The 22270-nt window shown below is 70.8% G+C and carries 14 protein-coding genes; 5 read left to right on the forward strand and 9 right to left on the reverse strand.

Going from position 1 to position 22270, the window contains the following annotated elements; all coding sequences use genetic code 11:
• Nucleotides 1-22 precede the first annotated feature (22 nt).
• Together mqnE and mqnC are read right to left on the reverse strand one after the other, a co-directional pair.
• Nucleotides 23-1219 carry an aminofutalosine synthase MqnE gene (mqnE, locus tag Pla163_RS08220; protein ID WP_145186356.1) on the reverse strand — a complete coding sequence of 399 codons (1197 nt, stop codon included), beginning with the start codon at nt 1217-1219 and terminating at the stop codon, nt 23-25.
• Nucleotides 1216-2445 carry a cyclic dehypoxanthinyl futalosine synthase gene (mqnC, locus tag Pla163_RS08225; protein ID WP_145186359.1) on the reverse strand — a complete coding sequence of 410 codons (1230 nt, stop codon included), beginning with the start codon at nt 2443-2445 and terminating at the stop codon, nt 1216-1218. Before mqnC ends, mqnE begins: the two co-directional genes overlap by 4 nt.
• 72 nt (nt 2446-2517) lie before the next feature.
• Between mqnC and Pla163_RS08230 the strand changes: the two genes are divergently transcribed.
• Entirely contained in the window at nt 2518-4155 is a 1638-nt protein-coding gene (locus tag Pla163_RS08230) for a hypothetical protein (protein ID WP_145186362.1), read from the forward strand.
• Between the two features lie 30 nt (nt 4156-4185).
• On the opposite strand, the gene Pla163_RS08235 is transcribed toward Pla163_RS08230, so the two are convergent.
• Nucleotides 4186-5520 (reverse strand): kynureninase/PvdN C-terminal domain-containing protein, encoded by a 1335-nt coding sequence (locus Pla163_RS08235; RefSeq protein WP_419186455.1) that lies wholly within the window; start codon nt 5518-5520, stop codon nt 4186-4188.
• Here Pla163_RS08235 and Pla163_RS08240 point away from each other — a divergent pair.
• Complete coding sequence (locus Pla163_RS08240) at nt 5480-6850, forward strand: glycine--tRNA ligase (RefSeq protein ID WP_145186365.1); 1371 nt, start codon at nt 5480-5482, stop codon at nt 6848-6850. The genes Pla163_RS08235 and Pla163_RS08240 overlap by 41 nt on opposite strands.
• Nucleotides 6851-6988: 138 nt before the next feature.
• Here the strand turns inward: Pla163_RS08240 and Pla163_RS08245 are convergent, their stop codons facing one another.
• Both Pla163_RS08245 and Pla163_RS08250 read right to left on the reverse strand, forming a co-directional pair.
• On the reverse strand, nt 6989-9412 hold the full coding sequence (locus Pla163_RS08245) for a beta-propeller fold lactonase family protein (protein ID WP_419186456.1): 2424 nt from the start codon (nt 9410-9412) through the stop codon (nt 6989-6991).
• 287 nt (nt 9413-9699) lie between these two features.
• On the reverse strand, nt 9700-12075 hold the full coding sequence (locus Pla163_RS08250; protein WP_145186371.1) for a beta-propeller fold lactonase family protein: 2376 nt from the start codon (nt 12073-12075) through the stop codon (nt 9700-9702).
• 493 nt (nt 12076-12568) lie between these two features.
• Here Pla163_RS08250 and htpG point away from each other — a divergent pair, with 493 nt between their 5' ends.
• Complete coding sequence (gene htpG, locus Pla163_RS08255; RefSeq protein WP_145186374.1) at nt 12569-14473, forward strand: molecular chaperone HtpG; 1905 nt, start codon at nt 12569-12571, stop codon at nt 14471-14473.
• A gap of 45 nt (nt 14474-14518) precedes the next feature.
• Here the strand turns inward: htpG and Pla163_RS08260 are convergent, their stop codons facing one another.
• On the reverse strand, nt 14519-16417 hold the full coding sequence (locus Pla163_RS08260; RefSeq protein ID WP_145186377.1) for a DUF4198 domain-containing protein: 1899 nt from the start codon (nt 16415-16417) through the stop codon (nt 14519-14521).
• A gap of 284 nt (nt 16418-16701) precedes the next feature.
• Here Pla163_RS08260 and Pla163_RS08265 point away from each other — a divergent pair, with 284 nt between their 5' ends.
• Together Pla163_RS08265 and ahpD are read left to right on the forward strand one after the other, a co-directional pair.
• Nucleotides 16702-17244: a peroxiredoxin gene (locus tag Pla163_RS08265; protein ID WP_145186380.1), complete on the forward strand. Its 543-nt coding sequence runs from the start codon at nt 16702-16704 to the stop codon at nt 17242-17244.
• Nucleotides 17245-17299: 55 nt separating this feature from the next.
• A complete protein-coding gene (gene ahpD, locus Pla163_RS08270; RefSeq protein WP_145186383.1) occupies nt 17300-17836 on the forward strand; it encodes an alkylhydroperoxidase, AhpD family in 537 nt (178 codons plus the stop codon).
• 93 nt (nt 17837-17929) lie between these two features.
• Here the strand turns inward: ahpD and Pla163_RS08275 are convergent, their stop codons facing one another.
• From Pla163_RS08275 to Pla163_RS08285, 3 genes are all read right to left on the reverse strand, one after another.
• On the reverse strand, nt 17930-19804 hold the full coding sequence (locus Pla163_RS08275) for a WD40 repeat domain-containing protein (RefSeq protein ID WP_145186386.1): 1875 nt from the start codon (nt 19802-19804) through the stop codon (nt 17930-17932).
• A 95-nt stretch (nt 19805-19899) separates the two neighbouring features.
• Complete coding sequence (locus Pla163_RS08280) at nt 19900-20919, reverse strand: glycosyltransferase family 2 protein (RefSeq protein ID WP_419186457.1); 1020 nt, start codon at nt 20917-20919, stop codon at nt 19900-19902.
• The gene (locus tag Pla163_RS08285; protein WP_145186392.1) at nt 20916-22256 is read right to left on the reverse strand and encodes a protoporphyrinogen/coproporphyrinogen oxidase; all 1341 of its coding nucleotides are present in this window, start codon (nt 22254-22256) and stop codon (nt 20916-20918) included. The genes Pla163_RS08280 and Pla163_RS08285 overlap by 4 nt, the downstream gene beginning before the upstream one ends.
• Nucleotides 22257-22270 lie beyond the last annotated feature (14 nt).

Raw genomic sequence — 22270 nt, forward strand, 5'->3', positions numbered from 1 at the left:
CGCCCACCGCGGGGGCCGCGGCTCAGCCCGTGACGAGCGGCGCCGGCGCGCCGACCGGCGCCGCGACCGGATCGGCCGACCAGACCACGTTGTAGAGCGTGTCGCGCTCGACCGGGATGCGCCCCGAGTCGAGGATCCAGTCGACCAGTTCGGCGCGCGCCACCTCTTGCGGCGTGGTCGCACCGGCGTCGTGGTAGATGTGCTCCTCGACGACCGTGCCGTCCACGTCGTCCGCTCCGAACGACAGGGCGACCTGGGCGACGGGCACGTCCATCAGGACCCAATAGGCCTTGATGTGCGGGATGTTGTCGAGCATCAGGCGCCCGACCGCGATCTCACGCAGCTCGTCGACCGCCGTCGGACCGTTCAGGTGCGACCACTCGTTGTTGAGCGGGTGGAAGGAGAGCGGGACGTAGGTCTGGAAGCCGCCGGTCTCGTCCTGCAGCTCGCGCAGACGCACCAGGTGGTCGATCCGTTCCTCGGGCGTTTCCACGTGGCCGTGCAGCATCGTGCAGTTCGAGCGCATGCCGGCGCGGTGCACTTCGCGCGCGATCTCGAGCCAGCGTTCGCCGGAGATCTTGTTCGAGTAGCTCTGCGCCTGGATGCGCTCGCTGAAGACCTCGGCGCCGCCGCCGGGACAGGAGTCGAGGCCCGCCGAACGCAGATCGGCGAGGACCTCGGCCATGGTCTCGAGCCCCGCCTGTTCGCGCGCCTTCTTCCAGATCTGGTCGAGCTCCACCATCGTGAAGCCCTTGATGTGGATGGCGGGGCGCGTGCGCTTCACGGCTCGCAGAATGTCCAGGTAGTACTGGTAGGGGATCTTGGGCCAGACCCCGGCGACCATGTGCACCTCGGTGACCGGCGTGTGGAGTTGCGCCTCGATCTTGCCGGCGACCTGTTCGGGCGTCAGCAGGTACGCGCCCTCCTGTCCGGGCAAGCGGTCGAACGAACAGAACTTGCAGAACTTGTTGCAGTAGTTCGTGTAGTTGATGTGCTGGTTGACGTTGAAGTACGTCCGATCGCCGTGGAGCCGTTCGCGCGCGAAGTTGGCCAGACGCCCGACGGCGTGCAGGTCCCTGTTCGCGTACAGGCGCACGCCGTCCTCGGGGGCGAGGCGCGTGCCGGCGACGACCTTCTCGGCGATGTCCGCGAGGCCGGCGGGGCGCACGGATTCGACGAGCGAGCGCTCCGTCGAAGCGCTGTCGGGTCGAGCGCTCATCGCGCACCTCCCGCCGCCCCGGAACCGACGGCCGCTTCCTCGCGGCAGCTGGGGAACGTGGCGCCGTCGTGGCGTTCGTCGTCGATGCCGTACCACGAGTTGCGCCGCCGGGGCGCGAAGCCCGCGCCCTCGATCATGCGTTCGATCCGGTCGATGCCTTCGAGGCGCGTGCAGCCCGCGGCCGAGACGACGTTCTCCTCGAGCATCGTTCCGCCGAAGTCGTTGCAGCCGTAGTGCAGCGTGATCTGCGCCATCTTCATCCCCTGCGTCACGTACGAGGTCTGGATGTTGGCGATGTTGTCCAGGTAGATGCGCGACAGGGCCTGGACGCGCAGGTACACGGCCGGCGTCACGCGCGCGGGGTAGATGTGCTCCTCCGGCACGCCGTCCGGCTGCATGTTCCAGCAGGCGAAGGCCGTGAACCCGCCCGTTTCGTCCTGCAGCTGGCGCAGGCGTTCGAGGTGCTCGACCCGTTCGGCAGCGGTCTCGACGTGCCCGAACATCATCGTCGCCGACGAGCGCAGACCGGCCTCGTGCACACGGCGGTGCACCTCGAGCCAGCGGTCGGTCGTCGTCTTCTTCGGAGCGATGATCTTGCGGACGCGCTCGACCAGCATCTCGGCACCGGCGCCGGGCACGCTGCCGAGTCCCGCCGCAGCGAGGTCCGCGATCACGTCCTCGACGGGCCGCTTGTCGATCTTCGAGAGGTGGTCGAGTTCGGGCGCCGAGAGCGCGTGGAGGTTGATCGCGGGGAAGTGTTCGCGCAGGTCGCGGAAGAGGTCGCACCACCAGTCCGACTTCAGGTACGGGTGGTGTCCGCCCTGCATCAGGACCTGCCGGCCTCCGAGGTCGCGCGTCTCCTCCAGCTTGCGGTGGATCTCATCGCGATCGAGGACGTAGGCCTCCTCGTGCTTCGGGCGGCGATAGAACGCGCAGAAGCCACAGTCGGTGATGCAGACGTTCGTCGGGTTGACGTTGCGGTCGACGATGTAGGTCACGATCGGCTCGGGGTGCAGCCGCAGACGGACCCCGTGGGCCAGTTCCCCGAGCAGCGAGAGGTCGGCCCGCTCGTGCAGCACGAGGCCCTCCTCGGGCGTCAACCGCTGGCCGTCGCGGACGCGGTCGGCGACGCGGGCCAGCTCGGAGTCGGTGCGCCGAGCGGCCGCCAGCGGGGCGCGCCAGGTGTGGCTCGGGCGGGCGTCGGGGAGCTTCGCTGTGCTCGTCATGGGCTCGATGATAGGGCGATGGGCGGTCCTTTCGTCCACGCAGGTCCACGCGACGTGTAGGCTCCTGTCCACATGGGTACACGCCTCGTCGCCGTCCTCGCGGCTCTCCTCGTCGCCGGTGGGGCCGGGTCCGCCCGGTCCTCCGCACAGGTGTTCGTCGCAGCGCCGAGCGCCCGCCTCGCGTCCACCGCGCCGGCCGTCGCGCCGACCGTCGCGCCGGCGCGAGCGCTCGCTCGCACCGCCGCGCACCAGGACGAGCCCGACGCGTCGATCCCACCGGAGTTCCGCGTCGCGCCCTGGACCGCGCACTACCCCGGCTCGCCCGACGATCCGGCCGTGTGGCGCGCCGCGCGCGAGCGACTCGCCCAGAAGGATCGCGCGGCGCTGCCGGTCCAGGCCGCGGCCGGTTTCGTGCTGACGTTCCTCGACGCCTCCGACCGGGCGCCGACCGACGCATCCTCGGCTCTCGCCGTGCTGTTGACGCCGACGCCTCCGGAGGTCTGGGGCGTCGATCTCGTCGGGCCCGCCGCCGTGGCGCGCGGGCTCGTGCGTGCCCAGGCTCGCCCGGAGGCCTACGGGACGTGGGCCGACGCCCTCGCGTCCACGACGTCGCGGTTGCCGTCCGGCGCGCTGGCCCGGTTCGCTCGCGGGCTCGCGCTCGAGAGCACGGGCGATCTCGACGGCGGGCTCGAGCTCCTCTTGTCCGAGGCACAGGCCGAGGGGCCGGTCGCACCGATCGCGCGCGGCGCCGCCTTCGAACTCGTGCGCGCTGCGGTCGCGAGCCGGATGCGCCTCTGGCTCGGCGCGTGGTCGGCCCGCGACGACGCGCTCCCCGAGCATCCCGTGCGCCAGGCGTGGCCCGTGATGGAGCGCCTGCTGGCCCTGGGCGAGGGGCGCGCCGCCTGGTGGGCGTGGGTGCGGATCGATGCGCTGGACCTGACGGCCGAAGAACTCGAGGAGCGGCGCGCGGCCCTGCTCGCACGCTTGGCCGACGAGTTCGCGGACGCGCCCTGGATGGACCAGGTCGCACGCTCGGCCATCTCGGTCGCGACCGAGGCCACGCGTTCCGATCTGCTCGCTCTGCTCGAGCGGGTGGGGGAGCGGGCGACCAGCGACGAGGTGCGCGCCTGGTCGCTGTTCGCGCGTTCGGAGATCGTCGCGGAGGTCGAGCCCGCCGAACCGAAGGTGGCGGCCGATCTGCTCGAGCGCCTGATCGCGGACCATCCCGGCCACGAACTGGCCGCCAGCGCGCGACCGCGCATCTTCGCGCTGCGCAACCTGTGCGTCGGTTCGCAGCTGCCGCAGTTCGACCGGCCCGATTCACTGGGGCGCACGCTCGACCTCGAGTCGCGCCGCGGCCGCGTCGTCGCGCTGGTGTTCTTCGAGGACGCGTCCGAACAGGGAGGCGCGCTCGGGGTCCTCGACCAACTCTCGCTGCTGTTCCCGCGCGATCGCTTCGAGGTCGTCGGCGTCAGCGTCGACTCCGACGTGCGCGCCGCGCGCGAGGCCCACGCCGCGTCCGGGCGCGAATGGGACGTCTCGTGGCAGGGGGCGCGGAACTCGGCCTGGCCCGTGAGCTGGGACATCAAGTCCTTCCCGAGCCTGTTCGTGATCGACGCGGCCGGGACGATCCGCGCGCGCGACGTGTTCGGCGCCGAACTGACCTCGACGGTGCTCGATCTCTTGGGGCAGCGCGGCACGGGTCGCTGAGTCGTCGGCGCGTCGCGGCGCCGGACCACGTCAGAGCGCGCCGAGCACCTCGACGAGCCGATCCACGTCCGCGAGGTCGTGGTACAGCCCGAATCCGAAGCGCAGGCGGTCCGCCCGACTGTCCACGACGACCCCGGCTCGGCGCAGGCTCTCGCACAGGGCGCCCGCGTCGGCGCGCCGGAAGCACAGGAAGTTGCCGCGGCGAGGATCGGGGCCGCGATCCGAGAGCAGGTCGTCGAGCGTGAGCGGGCCGGCCGCTCCGCGCTCGACCGCCGCGATCATGCGGTCCTGGAGCGCCACCACGCGCTGGTGGATCGCCTCCACGTCGAGGCCTTCGCGCTCGAGCCAATCGGCCACCGCGACGAAGCGATAGAGCCCGCTCGGGTCGAAGGTCGCACCGAAGAAGCGCCCGCCGTCGGTCGCGTACTCGACCGAGCCGTCCGCGCGCGCGAGGGCGTCGAACCCCGCGAACCAACCGGTGTCCACCGGAGCCATCAGCTGGCCGGGCGGGCAGTGCAAGAAGCACGCGCCCTCGCCGCTCATCGCGTACTTGTAGCCGCCCGCGGTGTAGAAGACGCGCGCCGCCATCCGCCCGAGGTCCGTGCGTGTCGCCATGAAGCCGTGGTAGCCGTCGACGACGCACGTGGTCGGCTCGGCGAGGCCTGTGAGGATCTCCCCGGCTTCCTCGAAGACCCAGCCCGAGTCGTAGAAGACCTGGCTGACGTAGACCAGGTCGTAGGTGTCCGCACGCGCGGCGGCGGCGAAGCGCTCGGCGAAGGTCGCGAAGGGCTCGGTCGGCACGGTCGTCCACTGCGCGCGTCCGACCTCGACCCAGCGCGCCACCTGCCGCGTGAAGCTGTGGAACTCCGAACCGCTCGAGAGGATGCGCAACGGGCGGTCGTTCGGGAGCGCGCTCGCGATGCGCACCAGGAATTCGTGCACGTTGGGCGCGAAACACAGCGTCCCGGGATCGGGCAGCCCGAGGATGCGCGCGATGTGCGTGCGCGCGGCCGGGAGGACCTCGCCGAAGACGCGCTCCCACTTGTGGTCGAGCAGCCGCACCGCGTCGTCCCACGCCGCCAGATGGGCGTCGCGCGCCACGTCGGGCCACGGATGGTGGCTGTGCGCGGCGACGTGCAGTCGGGCCGGGTCGGCGTCGAGGGCGCGGGAGAAGGCGTGTTTGTAGCTCTGCATGGGGATGGGCCGTGGAGGACGCAGAGTAGACTCTGCGCCCCGTTCGTTCTGCTGCTGGATGCCCGAGAGAGGCCCCGCGGCGACGATCCCGAGAGATTCGCCGGTCACCCCGAGCACGTTCAAGAGCCCCATGTCCGAACAGCCGTCCACGAAGAAGGACACCCAGTTCATGGAGAAGATCGTGTCCCTGTGCAAGCGCAGGGGCTACGTCTTCCCGGCCTCCGAGATCTACGGGGGCATCGGCAACACCTACGACTACGGGCCGCTCGGCGTCGAGCTCCTGCGGCGCGTCAAGGAGGCCTGGTGGGAGCGTACGGTGACCGAGCGCGAGGACGTCGTCGGTCTCGACTCGGCCATCATCCAGAACCCCGAGGTCTGGCGTACGTCCGGACACGTCGGTGGCTTCAGCGACCCGATGGTCGACTGCAAGACCTGCAAAGGGCGCTTCCGCGCGGACAAGCTCGAGGACTCGAAGTGCCTCCAGAAGCCGTCGAAGCGTCCGGGCGAGTGTGACGGCGAGCTGACCGAGCCGCGCGAGTTCAACCTGATGTTCAAGACGACCCTGGGGCCCGTCGAGGACACGGGCGCCGTGGCGTACCTGCGCCCCGAGACGGCCCAGGGCATCTTCCTGAACTTCCTCAACGTGATGAACAGCGCGCGGACCAAGCCGCCGTTCGGCATCGCGCAGATCGGCAAGTCGTTCCGCAACGAGATCACGCCCGGCAACTTCGTCTTCCGCACGCGCGAGTTCGAACAGGCCGAGATGGAGTTCTTCGTACCGCCCGATCAGGAGGCGCAGTGGTTCGAGTTCTGGGTGAAGGAGCGCTTCGACTGGTACACGAGCTTCGGGATCCGGGCCGACAAGCTGCGCATCCGCGTGCACGAGGCCGAGGAGTTGGCGCACTACTCCACGGCCACGAGCGACATCGAGTACGAGTACCCCTTCGGGTGGGGCGAGCTCGAAGGCATCGCCTGCCGCACGGACTTCGACCTCAAGCGCCACTCCGAGGCGTCGGGCACCAAACTCTTGTACTTCGATCCGCAGACCAAGGAGAAGTACACGCCCTACGTGATCGAACCGGCCGGCGGCATCAACCGCATGGCGCTGACGTTCCTGATCGAGGCCTACGACGAGGAAGTGCTCGAAGGCGGTGACGTGCGCGTCGTGCTGCGTTTCCACCCGCGGATCGCGCCGGTCACCGCTGCCGTCCTGCCGCTCGTGAAGAAGAACGGGATGCCCGAGAAGGCGCGCGAGATCGGCGCGATGCTGCGCAAGGCGCACTTCACGACGCTCTACGACGAAGCTGGTGCGATCGGTCGACGCTACCGTCGCCAGGACGAGGCGGGCACGCCCTTCTGCATCACGGTCGACGGCGACAGCCTCGAGGGCGACTCGGTCACGGTCCGCCACCGGGATTCGATGGAACAGGAGCGCGTGCCCGTCGGCGAACTGCGCGCCTTCATCGAGCGCCACCTGGACACTTGGACGCGCCCGGTGTGACGCGGTCGGCGTGACGCGCGCCAGCGCCCGAGAACGGGCGTGCGCCACATGGAACGGGCCCGCGTGCTGCATGCAGCGCGCGGGCCCGTTGCGTTCTCGGGTCAGGTGCACGCGGCGAAGCGTGCGCCGTGACAGACCCTACTTCGCGCCGGTCTCGCCGGTGCCGGTGGTCGCCGTGGGCGCATCGACCCAGACCGAGATCGGCGCCAGGTCGAGCGCGTCGGTGAGGCCGAGGTCGGCCGTGGCGTCGAGCTGGAGCACGTCGGTCGGAGCGCTCGCGCGGCCCCAGCCACCGTCCTCGGAAAGGAACTGAACGGCCTGACCGGAGGCCTCGAGCACCAGGCGCGTGGGCGACTCGTCGAGCGGCAGCGTGTCGAGCAGGAACGGAATGCCCTTGGGGTCGAGCGCCAGGAGGTGGAGAGCAGGCGTCGCCGCATCCGCCACGAAGACGCGTAGGCCGTCGAGTCGCACGGCGAGGTCCACGGGCCGCCCCATGCCGCTCACCGTGCCGGCGGGCTGGGTCGAGCCCGTGAGCGTGTTGACGAGGAGGGTCCGCACGGCGCCCACGTCCTCGAGCGCGACGATGACGACCCGCCCGAGAGGTTCGAAAGCGACCGCACCCGCACCGACACTCGTCTCGCCCAGGTCGAGCAACGAGACCGGCGAGTTGCCCGCGGGGATCGGCTCGTTCGAAGCGGGACTCACGCCGAACAGGAAGAGTTGGTCGGTGACGCGGTCGGTGCACGCGATGAAGCGGCCCGAGGCATCGGCGGCGATCCGCGCGGGATCGGGGCCGATCGGCGCCTGGTCGATCTGGACCGTGGCGCCCGCGAGCGGCACTTCGTACGTGATGAGCTGACCCTCGGTCAGGGCCCACAGCCGTCGACCTCCACCGTCGAGTGCCAGATCGCGCACCTCGAACCCGGCCGGGGTCGGCGAGCCGCGCAGGGCGAGCGTGGGCTGCAACGCGTCGACGTCGAAGCGCCGGATGCTGCCGTTGATTCCGTCGCCGATCGCCAGCGTGCGTCCCGAGAGGTCGGTCGCGAGCGCGCGCGGCGCCGGCCCGGCGAGGTTCGGGCTGCCGATCGGCGTTCCGTCGTTCGACGACAGCAGCACGACCGCGCCCACGCCGGCGTCGAGGGCCGCGGTGAACGGCGTCGAGCGCTCGCGCGCGCCGGCCGCCGGAGCGAGCACGAAATCGGCGAGGAAGCGCCGCTGGGGGATGAACAGCGGGTCGCCCGCGACGGCGTCCGCGTACTGCGTGAAGCCGGCGTCGAAGAGCGGAGCCGCGTAGCCACCGCTCGGGTTCGGTCGCACCGACGTCGGCGTTCCGGCCAGGAGCACCGTGGTACCCGTCGCCGCGGGCACGGCGTCCGCGTCGAGCTCGAACTCGCTCAGTGCGCTCGCCGAGAAGTGCGCGGCCCACAGGGACTCGCTCTCGACCTCGAGATCGAACGTGCCGGCGGGGACGGTGCGCTGGTCGAGACGCGCGAGGACGGGCGCCGGCGGATCGGTGTCGAAGACGTCGATCGTGTCGCGGATCAGGCTGGCGGTGTAGAGGCGTCGACCGTCGGGTGAGAACTCGAGCGCGTAGGGCGTCGGCACCTTGGTGAAGCCGCGGAGTTGGCCGATCGATCCGTCGTCGGCGTCCAGGGTGAAGACGCCGATCGCCTCGAAGCCAGCGCTTCCGACCGCGATCATCGACGAGGACGGGTCGACGGCGATCGCGGAGGTGCTCCGAATGGCCAACGGAGGTCCGGTGGGTTGGAGCCGGCCGGTGATGGGGTCGACGCGGAAGCTGCGCAGGTCCTCTTCGGAGCCGGTGTACACGAAGCGGCCGTCGGCCGAGACCTCGAGCGCGATCGGGAACATGCCCGTCGAGTCTTCGTCGATGCGCTCGAGCACGCCGGACTCGGGGTCGATCGCGAACGTCACCACGCTGCCGGCGAGGGAGTCTAGGACGAAGAGTCGGTCGCCCAGCGGGTGCGCCTCGGCGCGAACGGGCGTGCCGACCGACACGTCGCCACCGTTCGCCAGGTAGGTCTTGGAACCGGCGTCGTAGCGCCACGCGGTGATCGTGCCGGGGAAAAGCGTGAGCGAGTAGCCGTAGCGCGCCGCCGCGAAGGTGTCGGCGACCAGGAAGCGCACGGTCGACGCGATCGCTCCGCCGTTCGCCAGTTGGGCCGTGATCGTGTACGCGGTCAGCGGAGCTGCGGCCGTCGGGATGCCGCCGAGGACTCCGGTCTTGGGATCGAGCGTCAGTCCCGCGGGGAGCGGCGGAGCGATCGAGTAGGAGACCACCGCTCCGTCGGGTTCGGGCACGAGCGCGCGCGCTTCCACGCCGACGCGGTACTCCGACGTCTCGCCCTGGTAGCCGAGCGCCGTGGCGAGCACCACCGAAGCGGAGCCGCCGCTGCTGGAGCGGTTGCAGCCCGCGGTCACGCCACAGGCGGCGAGGGCGAGGACCAGAGCGGCGCGCGCGCCGAACGGACGCGCCGTGCTCGGACGCGCGGCGGCACGGACGGGCAGGGCGGACGGGGACTGGCGTCGGAAGAAGGACATGACCGGCATCGGGAGAGGGGAGGACCCACCGGGTCGGGTGGCTCGGCGCAAGCGGGGTCCGCTCGAACGGCTCCATTGTGCGCGCCGAGGCTCGGATCCACCATCTATCGCCGCGATGCACTCGGGCAACCGGGGCTCCTGCCGCGAGCGAGGCGCCGCGCGTCACCCCCGCTCGACGGATGCCGCGCGGCGCCCTCGTGGAACGCGGCGCGGCGCGGACCGGGTCGTCCCGATCCGCGCCGCGCGCGCCGTCCACGAGGGCCCCGCTCGGAGGTCGTCGACGAATCTCAGAGCACCGGGCTCCAGACCAGGTATCCCGTCACGACCTGGGGCGAGGTGTCGAGGCCGACCTGGACCTGGGAGGACGAGGTCAGGTTCGATCCGTCGACCGAGAAGATCTCGATCGTGTCGCTGCCCTGCGCGGCGCCGTAGACGTTCGCGCCCTGGCGGTCGAAGGCCACGGCGTTGGCGTCGCTGCCACACAGAGCACGCGACTGGAGCGACACGGTGCCGGCGTCGTCGAGGCCGTAGAGGCTGACGCGGTCCTCGTCGGGTTCGACGGTGATGAGGCGTGCACCGCGACCGTCGAAGGACGGCTCCGTCGAGCGGAAGCCGGTCTCGAGCGTGCTGCGCGAGGTGAGGCTGCCGTCGTTGCGATCGATCTCGGCCACGTGCATGCGACCGGTGCCCTCGAGGCAGATCACGAGGAAGCGACCGTCGGGCGAGACGCACATTCCGCTCGGCTGGCTGCCGTTCGCGAAGGTCAGTCCGCCGGCGGCGGGGGTCAGCGTGCCGGCCTCGGTGTTCAGCTCGAACAGGCGCACGGTGTCGCCCTCGCTGACGTAGACGAAGCGATCGGCGGGGTCGATGGTCAGGTGACGCGGCATCGAACCGACCGACTCCGAGTCGACCACGGCGATCTGTCCGTCGTCGGCCATGCTCCACAGCGCGACGCGATCGGCGTCGAGGCTCGCGAGCCAGCGGCCCGAGGCGGTGAGGCGAGCGTCGCGCGGCTCGAGGCCGGCCTGGACCGTGGCCAGCTCGTCGAGCTGGAGCGTGACCGGGTCGATCGAGAAGGTGCTGATCTGGTCCGAACCGCGGCTGACGGCGACGAGCTGGTTGCGCGTCTCGTCGATCACCAGGCGCGAGGGGTCGAGGCCGATCGGGACCGGGAGGCCGGCGGCATCCAGGCCGCCGCCGTTCGTGCGGTAGCCGCTGAGTTCGAGCGACTGGGCGGTGGCGGTGAACAGGCCGGCGGTCTCGAGCTCGAAGGCGCGCGGTCCGTGCACGACGACCAGGTCGGTCACGTCGTTCTTGCAGGGGCGGCGGTCCGACCACTCGAGGTCGCCCGCGCCGTCGATGGTGACCTGGGCGACGAGGGCCGCGCCGTCGAGCGCCAGCATGGTCGCGCCGTCGGTGCCGAAGCGCTCGATCTTGGTCGCGGAGCCGGCCAGGGGCAGGGCCTGGTCGAAGATCGGACGGCCGTCGACCGGATCGACGTCGAAGGTCAGGACACCGGCGGGCGAGTGCATGCCGACGTGCAGCTGGTCGCCGACCTTGACGATCGAGGCCGGGGCGCCGCCGACGGGGGTGTCGAACAGGACCGTCGGGCGCCCGCCCACGGCGTCGAGCTCGTAGGTCACGAGCGAGCCGTTGGTGAAGTCGAGGGCGTAGAGCAGGTCGCTGGTCTCGTCGAACAGAAGGTCGACGGGGCCTTCGATCGGCGCGGAGCCGACGAACTGACCGACCTCGCCGGTGACCGAGTCCACGACGAAGTGCAGCACGGCCTGGCCGTCCAGGGTGCCGGCGAACAGGTTGCGACCGTTGCCGGAGATCTCGAGGGCGGAGGGGCCGGGCAGTTGGACCGGCGCGCCGTTCTTCACGAGACGGCCGCTCGTCGCGTCGATCGCGAAGGCCTGCAGCGTTCCGACGTGCAGGTTGGACTTGTAGAGGAAGCGGCCGGTGGGATCGATCGCGATGTCGAACGCGGCGCCGTCGGCGGCGGCCAGTTGGACCGGATCGAGCTCGCCGGTGAGCGGGTCGATGTGGTGCACCACGACGCTCTCCTGCCCGCCGCAGACCACGTACAGGAAGCGACCGAGCGGATCGACGGTGGCGCGGACCGGCAGGTTGCCGGTGCGGGTGCGTCCGGCGGGGACCAGCGTCCCCGTGCCGGCGTCCACGCGCCAGAGCGAGATCTCGTCGCTCTGCGGGTGCAAGGCGTAGACGAAGGCCGCTTCGTCGAAGCTGGCATGGACCTCGATCTCGACGTCCGCGGTGAGGAAGCCCTCCTCGTTGCGGGCCGTGATCGTGTAGTTCGTGCGCGGGCTGACCGTGGTCGGCAGGCCGTGGATCTCACCCGATGCGGCGTTCAGGTAGAGACCGTCCGGCAGGGCGGGGACGACGGTGAAGTCGGCCGCGCCGCCCTGGTAGGTGGGCTCGCTGGGCGGGGCGACGACGCCGGCCAGCATGTCGATCTGGGTGCTGGCGAAGGTCAACGTCACGGGCGGGGTGACCGGAGCCACGCCGCCGGAGCCGCTGCCGCCCGAGCAACCGGCCGCGAAGAGCGCCAGTGCGAGCGAGATGCTCGCCGCGCCGAAGCGTCCCGTGTGAGCCGTCCGAGTGTTCGCCGCAGCGCGGCAGGTGATTCGATCCTGTCCCATTGTCCAAGTCCCCCGATTCGGTAGCTGAGTGCCGTTCGCGTCGCAGAAGGCGGCGCCTGGTACACGCTGCGTCCGACCGTGTGGGCCGGCCCGGGCCGAAGACTCCCGGGAACCCGCTTCCAACCCCTTGGACCGTCGTCGGTCACTTCGGGATCCCCAAGAAGCGGGATGCCGCAGCGCAGAGCCCTAGTGAGGTCCCCCGACCTCGCGTGCTCCACTGGCACTTGAACCTACCCCACGAAAAAGGCCGAGGTCGGGGAGACCGACCAGAAATGCGATTTCCTTCAAGGGCGAAGGCCTCGGCGGCCGGGGCGGGGGGCCGGGTGGCGTGGAACGGGTCCCCGGGGTGCGCGGCGGGCCCGCCAAGGAGGCTCCGAGCCCTGGAAGAAGGGCACGCGGCGGGTAGATTCCTCGGCCGAAAGCGCCGCTCCGAAGCCGCCCCAGCACCGCCCCGCGCGGTCGCGGCGCCCGCGCACCGACCCCGAACGGACCCATGACGACCCGGACCCACGAATTCCAGGCCGAGGCGAGCCAGCTGCTCGACCTCGTCATCCACTCGCTCTACAGCCACGAGGAGGTCTTCCTGCGGGAGCTCGTCTCCAACGCCTCGGACGCCCTCGACAAGCTGCGCTTCGGCGCCCTGACCGACGACGGACTGAAGGGCCTGGACCAGGACCTCGCCATCCGGTTCGAGGTCGACCAGGCCGCGCGCACACTGGCCGTGATCGACAACGGGATCGGGATGGACGAGGCCGAGCTGATGGCCAATCTGGGCTCGATCGCCTCGTCGGGCACGCGGCGTTTCCTGGACGAGTTGGCCGCCTCGAAGAAGGCCGACGTGCCCGAGCTGATCGGGCGCTTCGGCGTCGGGTTCTACGCCGCGTTCATGGTCGCCGACGAGGTCGTGGTCACCACGCGCAAGGCGGGGACCGAGGCCGGCTGGCGCTGGAGTTCCAAGGGCGACGGCTCCTACACGATCGAGGAGGCCGACGTCCCGACCCACGGCACGCGCGTCGAGCTGAAGCTGTCGGCCCTCGACGGCGAGCGCGAGGACACCAAGGACTTCACGCAGGAGTGGGTGCTGCGCGAGACCGTGCGCCGCTACTCGGACTTCGTCGAGTACCCGATCCAGATGGAGGTCGAGCGCGTCGATCGCGCCGAGGAGGAGGGTGGCGAGGACACCGTGCGCACCGAGACGATCACGCTCAACTCGATGCGGCCGCTGTGGACCAAGCCGCGCTCGGAAGTCAGCACCGAGGAGTACGCCGAGTTCTTCAAGCACCTCGCGCACGAGTGGCGCGACCCGCTCGAGACCATCCACTTCAAGGCCGAGGGCACGGCCGAGTACAGCGCGCTGCTGTTCGTCCCGAGCGCCGCGCGCATGAACCTGTTCGATCCCGAGGGACCGAAGAGCGGCGTGCAGCTCTACGTGCGCCGCGTGTTCATCAGCGACTCGGTCGAGGACCTGGTGCCGGTCTGGCTGCGTTTCCTCGTCGGCGTGGTGGACAGCTCCGACCTGCCGCTCAACGTCAGCCGCGAGACGCTGCAGTACACCAAGCAACTGGGTCAGATCCGCAAGCGCATCACGCGCAAGGCGGTGGACACGTTCAAGAAACTGTGCAGCGAGCGCCGCGAGGACTGGGAGGGCTTCTGGAAGGAGCTTGGCCCCGCTGTGAAGGAGGGTCTGTACTTCGAGACCGACCTGGCCGCCGAGCTGGCCGAGGCGTGCCTCTTCCGCTCGACCAACGGCGACGGCTTCACGACCCTCGACGAGTATCTCGCACGCCGTCCCGAGGGTCAGGAGTCGATCTACGTCATCACCGGCCCCGACGCCGCGTCGATCGAACACTCCGCGCACCTCGAGGCCTACCGCGCCAAGGGGTACGAAGTGCTGCTCTTGTCGGACCACGTGGACGAGTTCTGGCTGACCAAGCTGAACGCGTTCCGCGACGTGCCCCTGCGCGCGATCCACAAGGGCGAGTCCGACCTGTCCGACGATGGGGCGAAGGAGGAACTCGCGAAGAAGGAGGAGGAGAGTCGCGACCTGCTCGACGCGGTCGGGACCGCGATCGGCGACGGCGTCTCGGGCGTCGGCTTCTCCTCGCGCCTGGTGGACTCGCCGGCCGTGCTCGTGGTCGAGGAGGGCGCCGCCGCGCCGCACGTGGAGCGCGCCATGCGGGCCAGCGGGCAGGGCATGGGACCGGAGCAGAAGCGCCGCCTCGAGCTCAACCCCGAGCACGCGGTGGTCAAGAAGCTGGGCGCCCTGCGCGAGCAGGACCCCGCGCGCTTCGATCGCCACTGCCAGGTGCTGCTCGGTCAGGCCCTGCTGGCCGAGGGCTCGCCGCTTCCGGACGCGGCCGGCTTCACGAAGCTGGTGACCGAGCTGCTGGCGGAGTAGAGCCCGTCGCGACCGGTTCCCGCACGACGCGCGTCGCGCTCCCGTTCAGGGCAGCGTGACGCGCGTCGTCGATCCGGCCTCGACGACCACGCGTCGACGGTAGATGCGACCGGTGATGTCGCGCGCGACCAGGTCGTACGGACCCGGTGCCAGCGTTTCGATGTGTCGTTCGACGTCGAATCCGCGGCTCCCTCCGACGACCGGTCGCGAACCGTCCGGTTCGAACAGCAGCGCGTCGAACTGGACCGAAGCACCGGCGCTCTCGAGGCTCACCACGAGTGCACCTGCGGCCTCGCAGCGGATCTCGAACGGTTCAAGACCCGCGTCGTCCGAGGCTCGAGCGTCCGAAGGGCTCGAGCCCAGGACCTCGAGGGTGCGCGAGGCGAGGGCGGCCTGAAGAGGCATGCCAGCTGCCCGCCGCTCGACCTGCAGGAGAAGGGGCACGCCCTGCGGAACCTGGCCGCTCACGAGGCCCGCGTCGTCCGTTCGACCGAGGCGGTGCCAGTCGGGGACGGTGGGGCCGGTGAGGCGCCAGTAGACGTTCACCGAATCGGCGGGCGCCCCCGTCCGGTCCACCACGCGGACATCGAACCTGTGCGTCGCCGTCGCCGCGAGCTCCACGCGGGTGGGCGGACCGTCCTCCAACACCTCGACGATCCGTGCCGCCAGTCGACCGTAGGACCCCTGGCGCGGACGCACCTGGACCTCGTACCGACCCGACTCGAGCCCCTCCACCACCACCAGGTCGCCGTCGGCCGCCTCGCGCCAGGCGCGCTGTTCGCGGCCGAGGGCCTCGAACTCGGACTCGTGCCGCCGCACGCTGACGCTCACCGGCACGCCGAAACCAGTGAGGGCCGCGACGAGGGAGCCGCCGGGCATTTCGAGGTCTTGGTAGGTCGCGCGGCCGACGTGGAGCGTCCACAGGACGTGCGGTTCAGAGGGTCCCGGTGGGCCAGCGCGGACCTCGAACCAGCCGGGCGCCGCGAGCTCGAGGAGGTAGACCCCGTGCTCGTCGCTCACGCACGTCGCGACGACCAACTGCGCTTCGACGAAGCCCAGACCGCGGACCTCGTAGCCCGCGACCGGCTCGCCGCCGCGCAGGACCCGACCGGTCAGGACCGCCCCGAACTCGCGGTCGGCGGCGTCGAGGTGGACCTTCGTCGTCGCGCCGCCGCGGACCACGACCGTCCGCCGGTCGATAGGGCGGGCGTCGGCCGAGCCGTGCGTCGGGTCGAAGAGCAGCACCTGGTGGACGCCGACGCGCAGGCCCTCGAACCGTGCCACGCCCAGCCCCGATGCAAGTCGCCGCTTCGTGCCGCCCTCGAAGACGAGGTCGCCCCAGGTGGATCCGTGGCGATCCGCCGGCACCGCGACGGTGCGCTCCACACCCTCCGCGTATCCGCTGACCGTGACCTCGATCGAACCGGCGGTGTAGATCCGTAGGTCGCGCACGCCTGTCGCCGACGCCAGCAGCCACTGGCCACCGTCGATCCAGTGACCCGGGCAGCGCAGCGCGAGCTCCGCGCCGAACGCGCCCAGCTGGCTCCGGTCGACGGTCCAACGTCCGTCGGCTCCGAGTTCCACGCTGCTCCGCTCGCCCCAACCGTCCGGGACGAGGCGCAGCACCGCGCCTTCCGCCGGCGCCTCGCCATCGACCCAGATCGGCTGCACCACGAGGGACGTGGACTCGGTCCCCGGGGTGGCGGGCACCGGCTCCGCGGGCACGGCGTCGACGGTCCGCCGCGCGTCCTTCTCCCTTCCGACGCGAGTGGTGCTCTCGCCCGCGAGTTCGACCGGCGCGACCTCGTGATCGACGGTCGAGCGAGCTCCCGACTCCAGTGAGTCGAGACGTTCGTCGGCGCGCGACCAGAGCGCGATCGCGGAGAGGGCCAGGAGGAGGACGAAGGTGCTGGCGGCGAGCGAGCGGCGGATGGGCGAGGACATCGGACGTCCACCCTAGCTGCGTTCCGCGCTGGTGTTCGACGTTCGGCGCCCGCCCTCCGCCACCGAGGAGAGTGCCCTCGACAGCGGCCCGATCTGAACCGTGTTGCGGGCTCGAACGGATTCAGGTCTGTGATCACCTCGGGCGATGGCGAGCAGCGTGCAAAGTGATTGGACTTCTCACCGGCAGCGGCCCAGAATCCCGCCTCGCCGTGGTCGAACCGCGGCTCGAACGTCCGATCCGAACCCACGAGCGGCTCCGTCGCCGCGCTGCAGCCAAGACCACCATGCTCACCGTTGGAGACCACCTCCCCGAATTCGCCCTCCAGGCCACCGTCGGCATCGACTCGCCGAACACCGCCTTCAAGGACCTCACCGACAAGAGCTACCCCGGCAAGTGGCTGGTCGTGTTCGCCTGGCCGAAGGACTTCACGTTCATCTGCCCGACCGAGATCGCTGCCTTCGGCCGCATGAACGGCGAGTTCTCCGACCGCGACGCCCAGGTCCTCGGCCTGTCGACCGACTCCGAGTTCGTGCACTTCGCCTGGCGCCGCGACCACGCGGACCTTCGTGATCTGCCCTTCCCGATGCTCGCCGACGTCAAGCGCGAGTTCTCGGCCGCCCTCGGCATCCTCGACAAGAACGAGGGCGTCTGCCTGCGTGCGACGTTCATCGTCGACCCCGAGGGTGTGATCCGTCACGTCTCGGTCAACGACCTCAGCGTCGGCCGCAACCCGGAGGAGACCCTGCGCATCCTCGACGGCCTGCAGACCGACGAGCTGTGCCCGTGCAACTGGACCAAGGGCGAGGAGACGATCACGATCCCCTGATCGCGATCGAACGCTCCCGCTCGGATCACCACCGCCGATCGCGCCAACGACCGTCATGAACATCGAAGACCTGCGCGCACGCCTGCCGGAGACGGCCAAGGACATGCGCCTGAACCTCTCCAACATCGTTCGCAGCGAGCACCTCACCGAGCGCCAGCTCTACGGGTGCCTGCTCGCCACGGCTTTCGCCGCGCGCAACCGCGAGCTGCTCGCGGCGGCGGAGGGTGAAGCGGCGACCAAGCTCTCGCCCGAGGACGTGGCGCTGGTGAAGTCGGTCGCGACGACGATGTCCATGAACAACGTCTACTACCGCTTCGTGCACCTGGTGGGGAACGAGCAGTACTCGCAGATGCCCGCGCGTCTGCGCATGCAGGCTCTGGGCGGCGGTTCGGAGGGCAAGGTCGACCGCGAGCTGTGGTCGATCGCCGTCTCCGCGGTCAACGGCTGTGGCATGTGCATCACCTCGCACGAGCAGGTTCTGACCCAGCACGGCGCGACGCGCGAGATGATCCAGGACGCGGTGCGCATCGCGGCCGTGGTCGCTGCGACGGCGGCCGCGCTCGACGCGGAGGCGCCGCTCAACGTCGGCTGACTCGGACCCTTCGGTCCGTGTGCGAGCGGGCGCGCTCTCCGAGACCCGGAGGGCGCGCCCGCTCGCCGTTCAAGGCGCCGTTCAGGGCGCCGTTCAGGGCGCCGGTGCCGTCCAGCGGAAGTGGTCGGGCCCGACGGTCAGGCCGAGCACACGGGTGTCGAGTCCGGCGGTCCCGCTCTCGTCGAGCGCTTCCGTCCGATCGATCAACGCCACCACCGGCGTCGGTTGGTCGTGGCTGCGCATGAGTTCGAGCCCGTCGAGGCCGCGGAAGACGCGCACGTAGCACGCGGTGGGGGCGCGGACGCCGTCCACCTCCTCGGTCGAACCGGTCGCCACCCACAGGCGCGCCGCGTCGTCGAACCACACGTCGTTCACGTCGCTCGCGCCGGTCACCGACCACAGCTCCTCGCCCGAGCCGCGCCTCGAAACGCGCACCGAGTCGTCCCAACTGCCACTGGCCAGAAGATCGCCGTCGCGCGACCAGGCCAGGGCCACGACCGACTCGGCGTGGCCGGCGAGCTCGGTCGGGTCGGTCAGGAGCGAGCCCGTCGAGTCACGTCGCACCCGCAGGCAGAACACCGCTCCGTCCGCTCCTCCGACCGCCAACTCGGCACCGTCGGGCGAGAGCGCGAAACTCGTCGCGCCGAAGTCGAACTGCTCGAGCGTCGCGCCCACGGCCAGATCGACGAGCAGGCAGCGATCGGCGAAGGACGAGCCGAAGATGGCGTGGCGCTCGTCGAGTACACAGATCGCCGTGACCACCGGCAGGTCCGTGTCGCCCTCGACGAGCGACGTGCGCGAGATCGTGTCGAACACGCTGTACGTGCCCCCGCGTCCGGCCGTCACGAGCCAACCCGCGTCGGTGAACGCGCCGGCCCCCTCGCCCTTGGGCAGGTCCGCGCCCGCGAACGGCAGGGCGTCGGGCCACGTGACGACCGCTGCGCCGCCGAGCACCGCGTTGCCCATGAACATCAGCGACCCGTCCTTCGAGAACGCCACCTGGTCGTAGCCGGGGTTGTCGAGTCGCACCGCGGTCCCGATCAACGGGGGCGGCGCGAGCAGGAACGGGCGCAGAGCCTGGGCCACGGCGCGCACCGTTTCGCCGGCGCTCGGCACGTCGCCGTCGCTGTCCCAGTCGAGCGCGGTCACGCAGGCCACCGCGGCACCGTTCGCGTCCAGGACCGGACCACCGAGCAGTCCGTCGACGGGCGTTCCCGCGGGCAGGTCGAACGCGAGTCCAGCGCCCGGTGCGTAGGCGTGAAGACGTGTGTCGACGACCAGTCCTCCCGCGCCGACGACCACCAGCTGTTCGCCGACGGCGGGGACGCGTTCCGACAGGGCGAGGATCGCGCACGGCGGCGGCGCGTCGTCCACCGTCCGCGCCGAGAGCAGGAGCAGATCCGCTCCGGGCACCTCGAGTCCCGAGCGCGCGCGGCCGGTGACGCGCACCGCGCCGGGGTCCCGTGAGCCGTCGGCCCGCTCTTCCGCGCGCAGCTCCCAACGCTTCACGAGCTGTTCGAAGTAGGCCAGGTCGATCTCCGCCGAGAGCCCCGCGTCGCGCGAGACGTACCAGTTCGACGTGACCGCGATCAGTTCGCCCTCGCGGGTCCGGCCGAGGAATCCCACGCCGCCGTCCAGCGTGCCGAAGCCGCGCAGGTCGGCGTCGTGCGTCGCGACGAGCGCCGGCCAGTCCGCGCGCGGCCCCTCGAACCAGTTGGGCGTCGCGCGCGGGTCGGCGGCGAGCATGTGGTCGGGCGGGCGCGGCGCGGTGGGCGCCTGCCCCTGTTCGCTCGCCGTGCCCGCGCCGGCCGTGGGTCCGGGCGCAGGATCGTCGGAGCAGCCGGACAGGAACACGGCGGCCAGGAACACGGCGGCCAGGAACACGGCGTCGACGGGCAGTCCGGCGAGCCGCGGCGCCGTCGAACGCCCTCGGCCAGTGGTGGTGCGGATGGAGTCGGTGTGGTGCATGGTCGGGTCGAGGGGCGCGACGCGCGGACAACGTCGCAGCGCTGGGGGCGTTCACGACAGCTCGCGCGAACCGCTGCGTCCCGGAGCGGGTGTGCTCAGACGCCGCGGCGCAGACGGCGGTCGACCGCGGTCCAGAAGCGACTCGCGCCGACCTTCCAGTTGCTGCGCGCGCCGAGGAACTGCGCCAGCGGTTCGGCGAGCGAGTAGGGGATCGCGAAGCGCTTCCAGCGGCGGCGCTCGGACGGGGTCAGATCGGGCAGCCGGTCGAGCAGTTCGAAGTACGTGCGCCGCTGCCAGTGCCAGCCGTCCCACACCGCGCGCCAGGTCGGCACGGTGCGCACCTCGAAGAGCTGGTGGAGGTTGCGGTGGTCGCAGTACAGGCGCTTGAACTCGCGCACCAGGTCGATCGGGTGGCTGTGTTCGACGCTGGCGCGCGGCTCGAAGCGGATCGTGCCGCCGGCCAGCAGCAGTTCCTTGCCGAAAGCCACGTCCTCGCCGAAGGGCGCGGCGGGGAACGGGTGGCGCTCCCAGGTCGTGCGCCGCACGGCCGAGGCCACGTTGTCGAACGCGCAGGCCGCCAGGCGCTCGAGCGGTTCGAGCGCGAGGTACGCGGCCAACGCGGCGTCGGGATCGCCGGCGGCGAGCGTCTGGTCGCTGGGCTCGCTGCGCGTCGCGGCCCAGTTGCGCAGGCGTTCGGCCAGGATCGGGTCCTGGTCGGGCAGCGGGAACTGCCGCGCGTAGGCCGCGTCCACGTGCGCTTCGTCGAACACGCGTGCGAGCGTCGCCACGTAGTCGTCGTCCAGCGGGATCGCGTCCTGGGTCAACAGCAGCACGCGCTCGCCGCTCGAGCGCGCGATGCCGCGGTTGCGCGTGGCGCCGTGGTTGAACTCGGACTGGTCGATCACCTCGACCAGCGCTCCGGCGGCGCGCGCCGCGTCCGCACTTCCGTCGCTGCTCGACGAGTCGATCACGACCAGCTGGAATCCGCCGTCGACCTGCTGCGTCGCGAGGCGCTCGAGGAGCGCCCTGAACCGCTCGCCACCGTTCCAGGTGGGGACGACGACGGAGATCGCGCGCGGCTCGCTCGTGAACGCGCAGGCTCGGCCCGATTTCACCCCTGCGTCCACTTGGGAACCAGTTCGGCCGCGAGCGCGCGCGCCTTGATGACGCACTGGTCGGAGTTGTCGTACTCGTAGCGACCGAAGCGACCGAGCGGCACGATCCCGAGGCGTTCGAGGCCTTCGAGCGCCGCCGCACGCTTCGCGGAGAAGCCGTGGTCGTAGACGACGTAGGCGTGGTTCGAGGTCGAGATGTCGGTGAACAGCACCTCTTCGCGGTGCAGCAGTCCGGCGGCCAGAAGGCCCTCGACGGTCTCCTCGGCGATCTGCGGCCCGGGGGCCTCACCGCGTCCGTTCGACGTAATCTCGGCCATCAACGACGTCTGACCCTCCGGCGCGTTGCCCGGCGAGTAGTTCGACATGTACGTGACGCGGTTGGCAGGGCCCTGTTCGGTGTGCGGGAGGTAGATCCACGACAGGTTCGGCTGCTCCGGGCGATCGAGAGCGACCAGCACGCAGGTCACGGCGTTGTACTCGAGCGACTCCATCGCCTGCACGGCGCCCGCGTCCAGCCCTTCGACGATGCGCGGCAGAACGTCGAGCGGCAGCGTGCAGATCACCTGGTCGAACTCCTCGCCGTCGACCGTGTAGCCCTCGCCCTTGCGCGCCACGTGCTGCACCGGGGTCGACAGTCGGATGCGGCTCTCGAGCTTGGCCGCGAGACCGTCGGTGATCGCCTGGAAGCCGTTCTCCTTCGGGTAGTAGAAGACCGACTGGTGCGTGTAGCCCTCGGTGCGCATCCCGATCGCGCTCTTCAGCACGTCGTCGACCGGCGCGTCGGGCACGCGGCCCGCGACCCACTCGGACGTGATGTCCGCGAGCGGGCGCTTCCAGATCTTCTCGTTGTACGGGTCCATGAAGTGGTCCGCGATGCCGTCGCCGAAGCGCCAGCGGATCCAACTCGCGAAGTCCTTGGGCGCTTCGGTGACGGGCGTCGTGCCGTCCGGTCCCATGCGCTCGTGCCAGGCCTTCACGTACCCGCTGACGCACTCGAAGCGCGGTCCCTCGGGCAGGTCGCCGAGTCCGTTCTCGAACGGGTAGTGCACCCATTCGGACCCGAAGCGGATCTTCGTGTTGCGGTCGCGCTTCACGAACGCGTCCTCGCCACCGGCCTGTTCCTTCATCCACGCCATCGCCTCGGCGTCCTTGCTGAACAGGATGTGCCCGCCCGCCACGTCGTACGTGAATTCGCCGACGCGCTTGCTGCGGCACAGTCCCCCGGCGACGGGTGCGGCCTCGAAGAGCGTGATGGAGTCCTGCTCGATCCCGCCCTCGACGAGGAAACGGGCGAGGGACATGCCGGACACACCGGCGCCGAGGATGGCGATCTTCAAGGGTCGGGGAGGAA

It is taken from the genome of Rohdeia mirabilis (genome assembly GCA_007750655.1).
Taxonomy (GTDB): Bacteria; Planctomycetota; UBA1135; order UBA1135.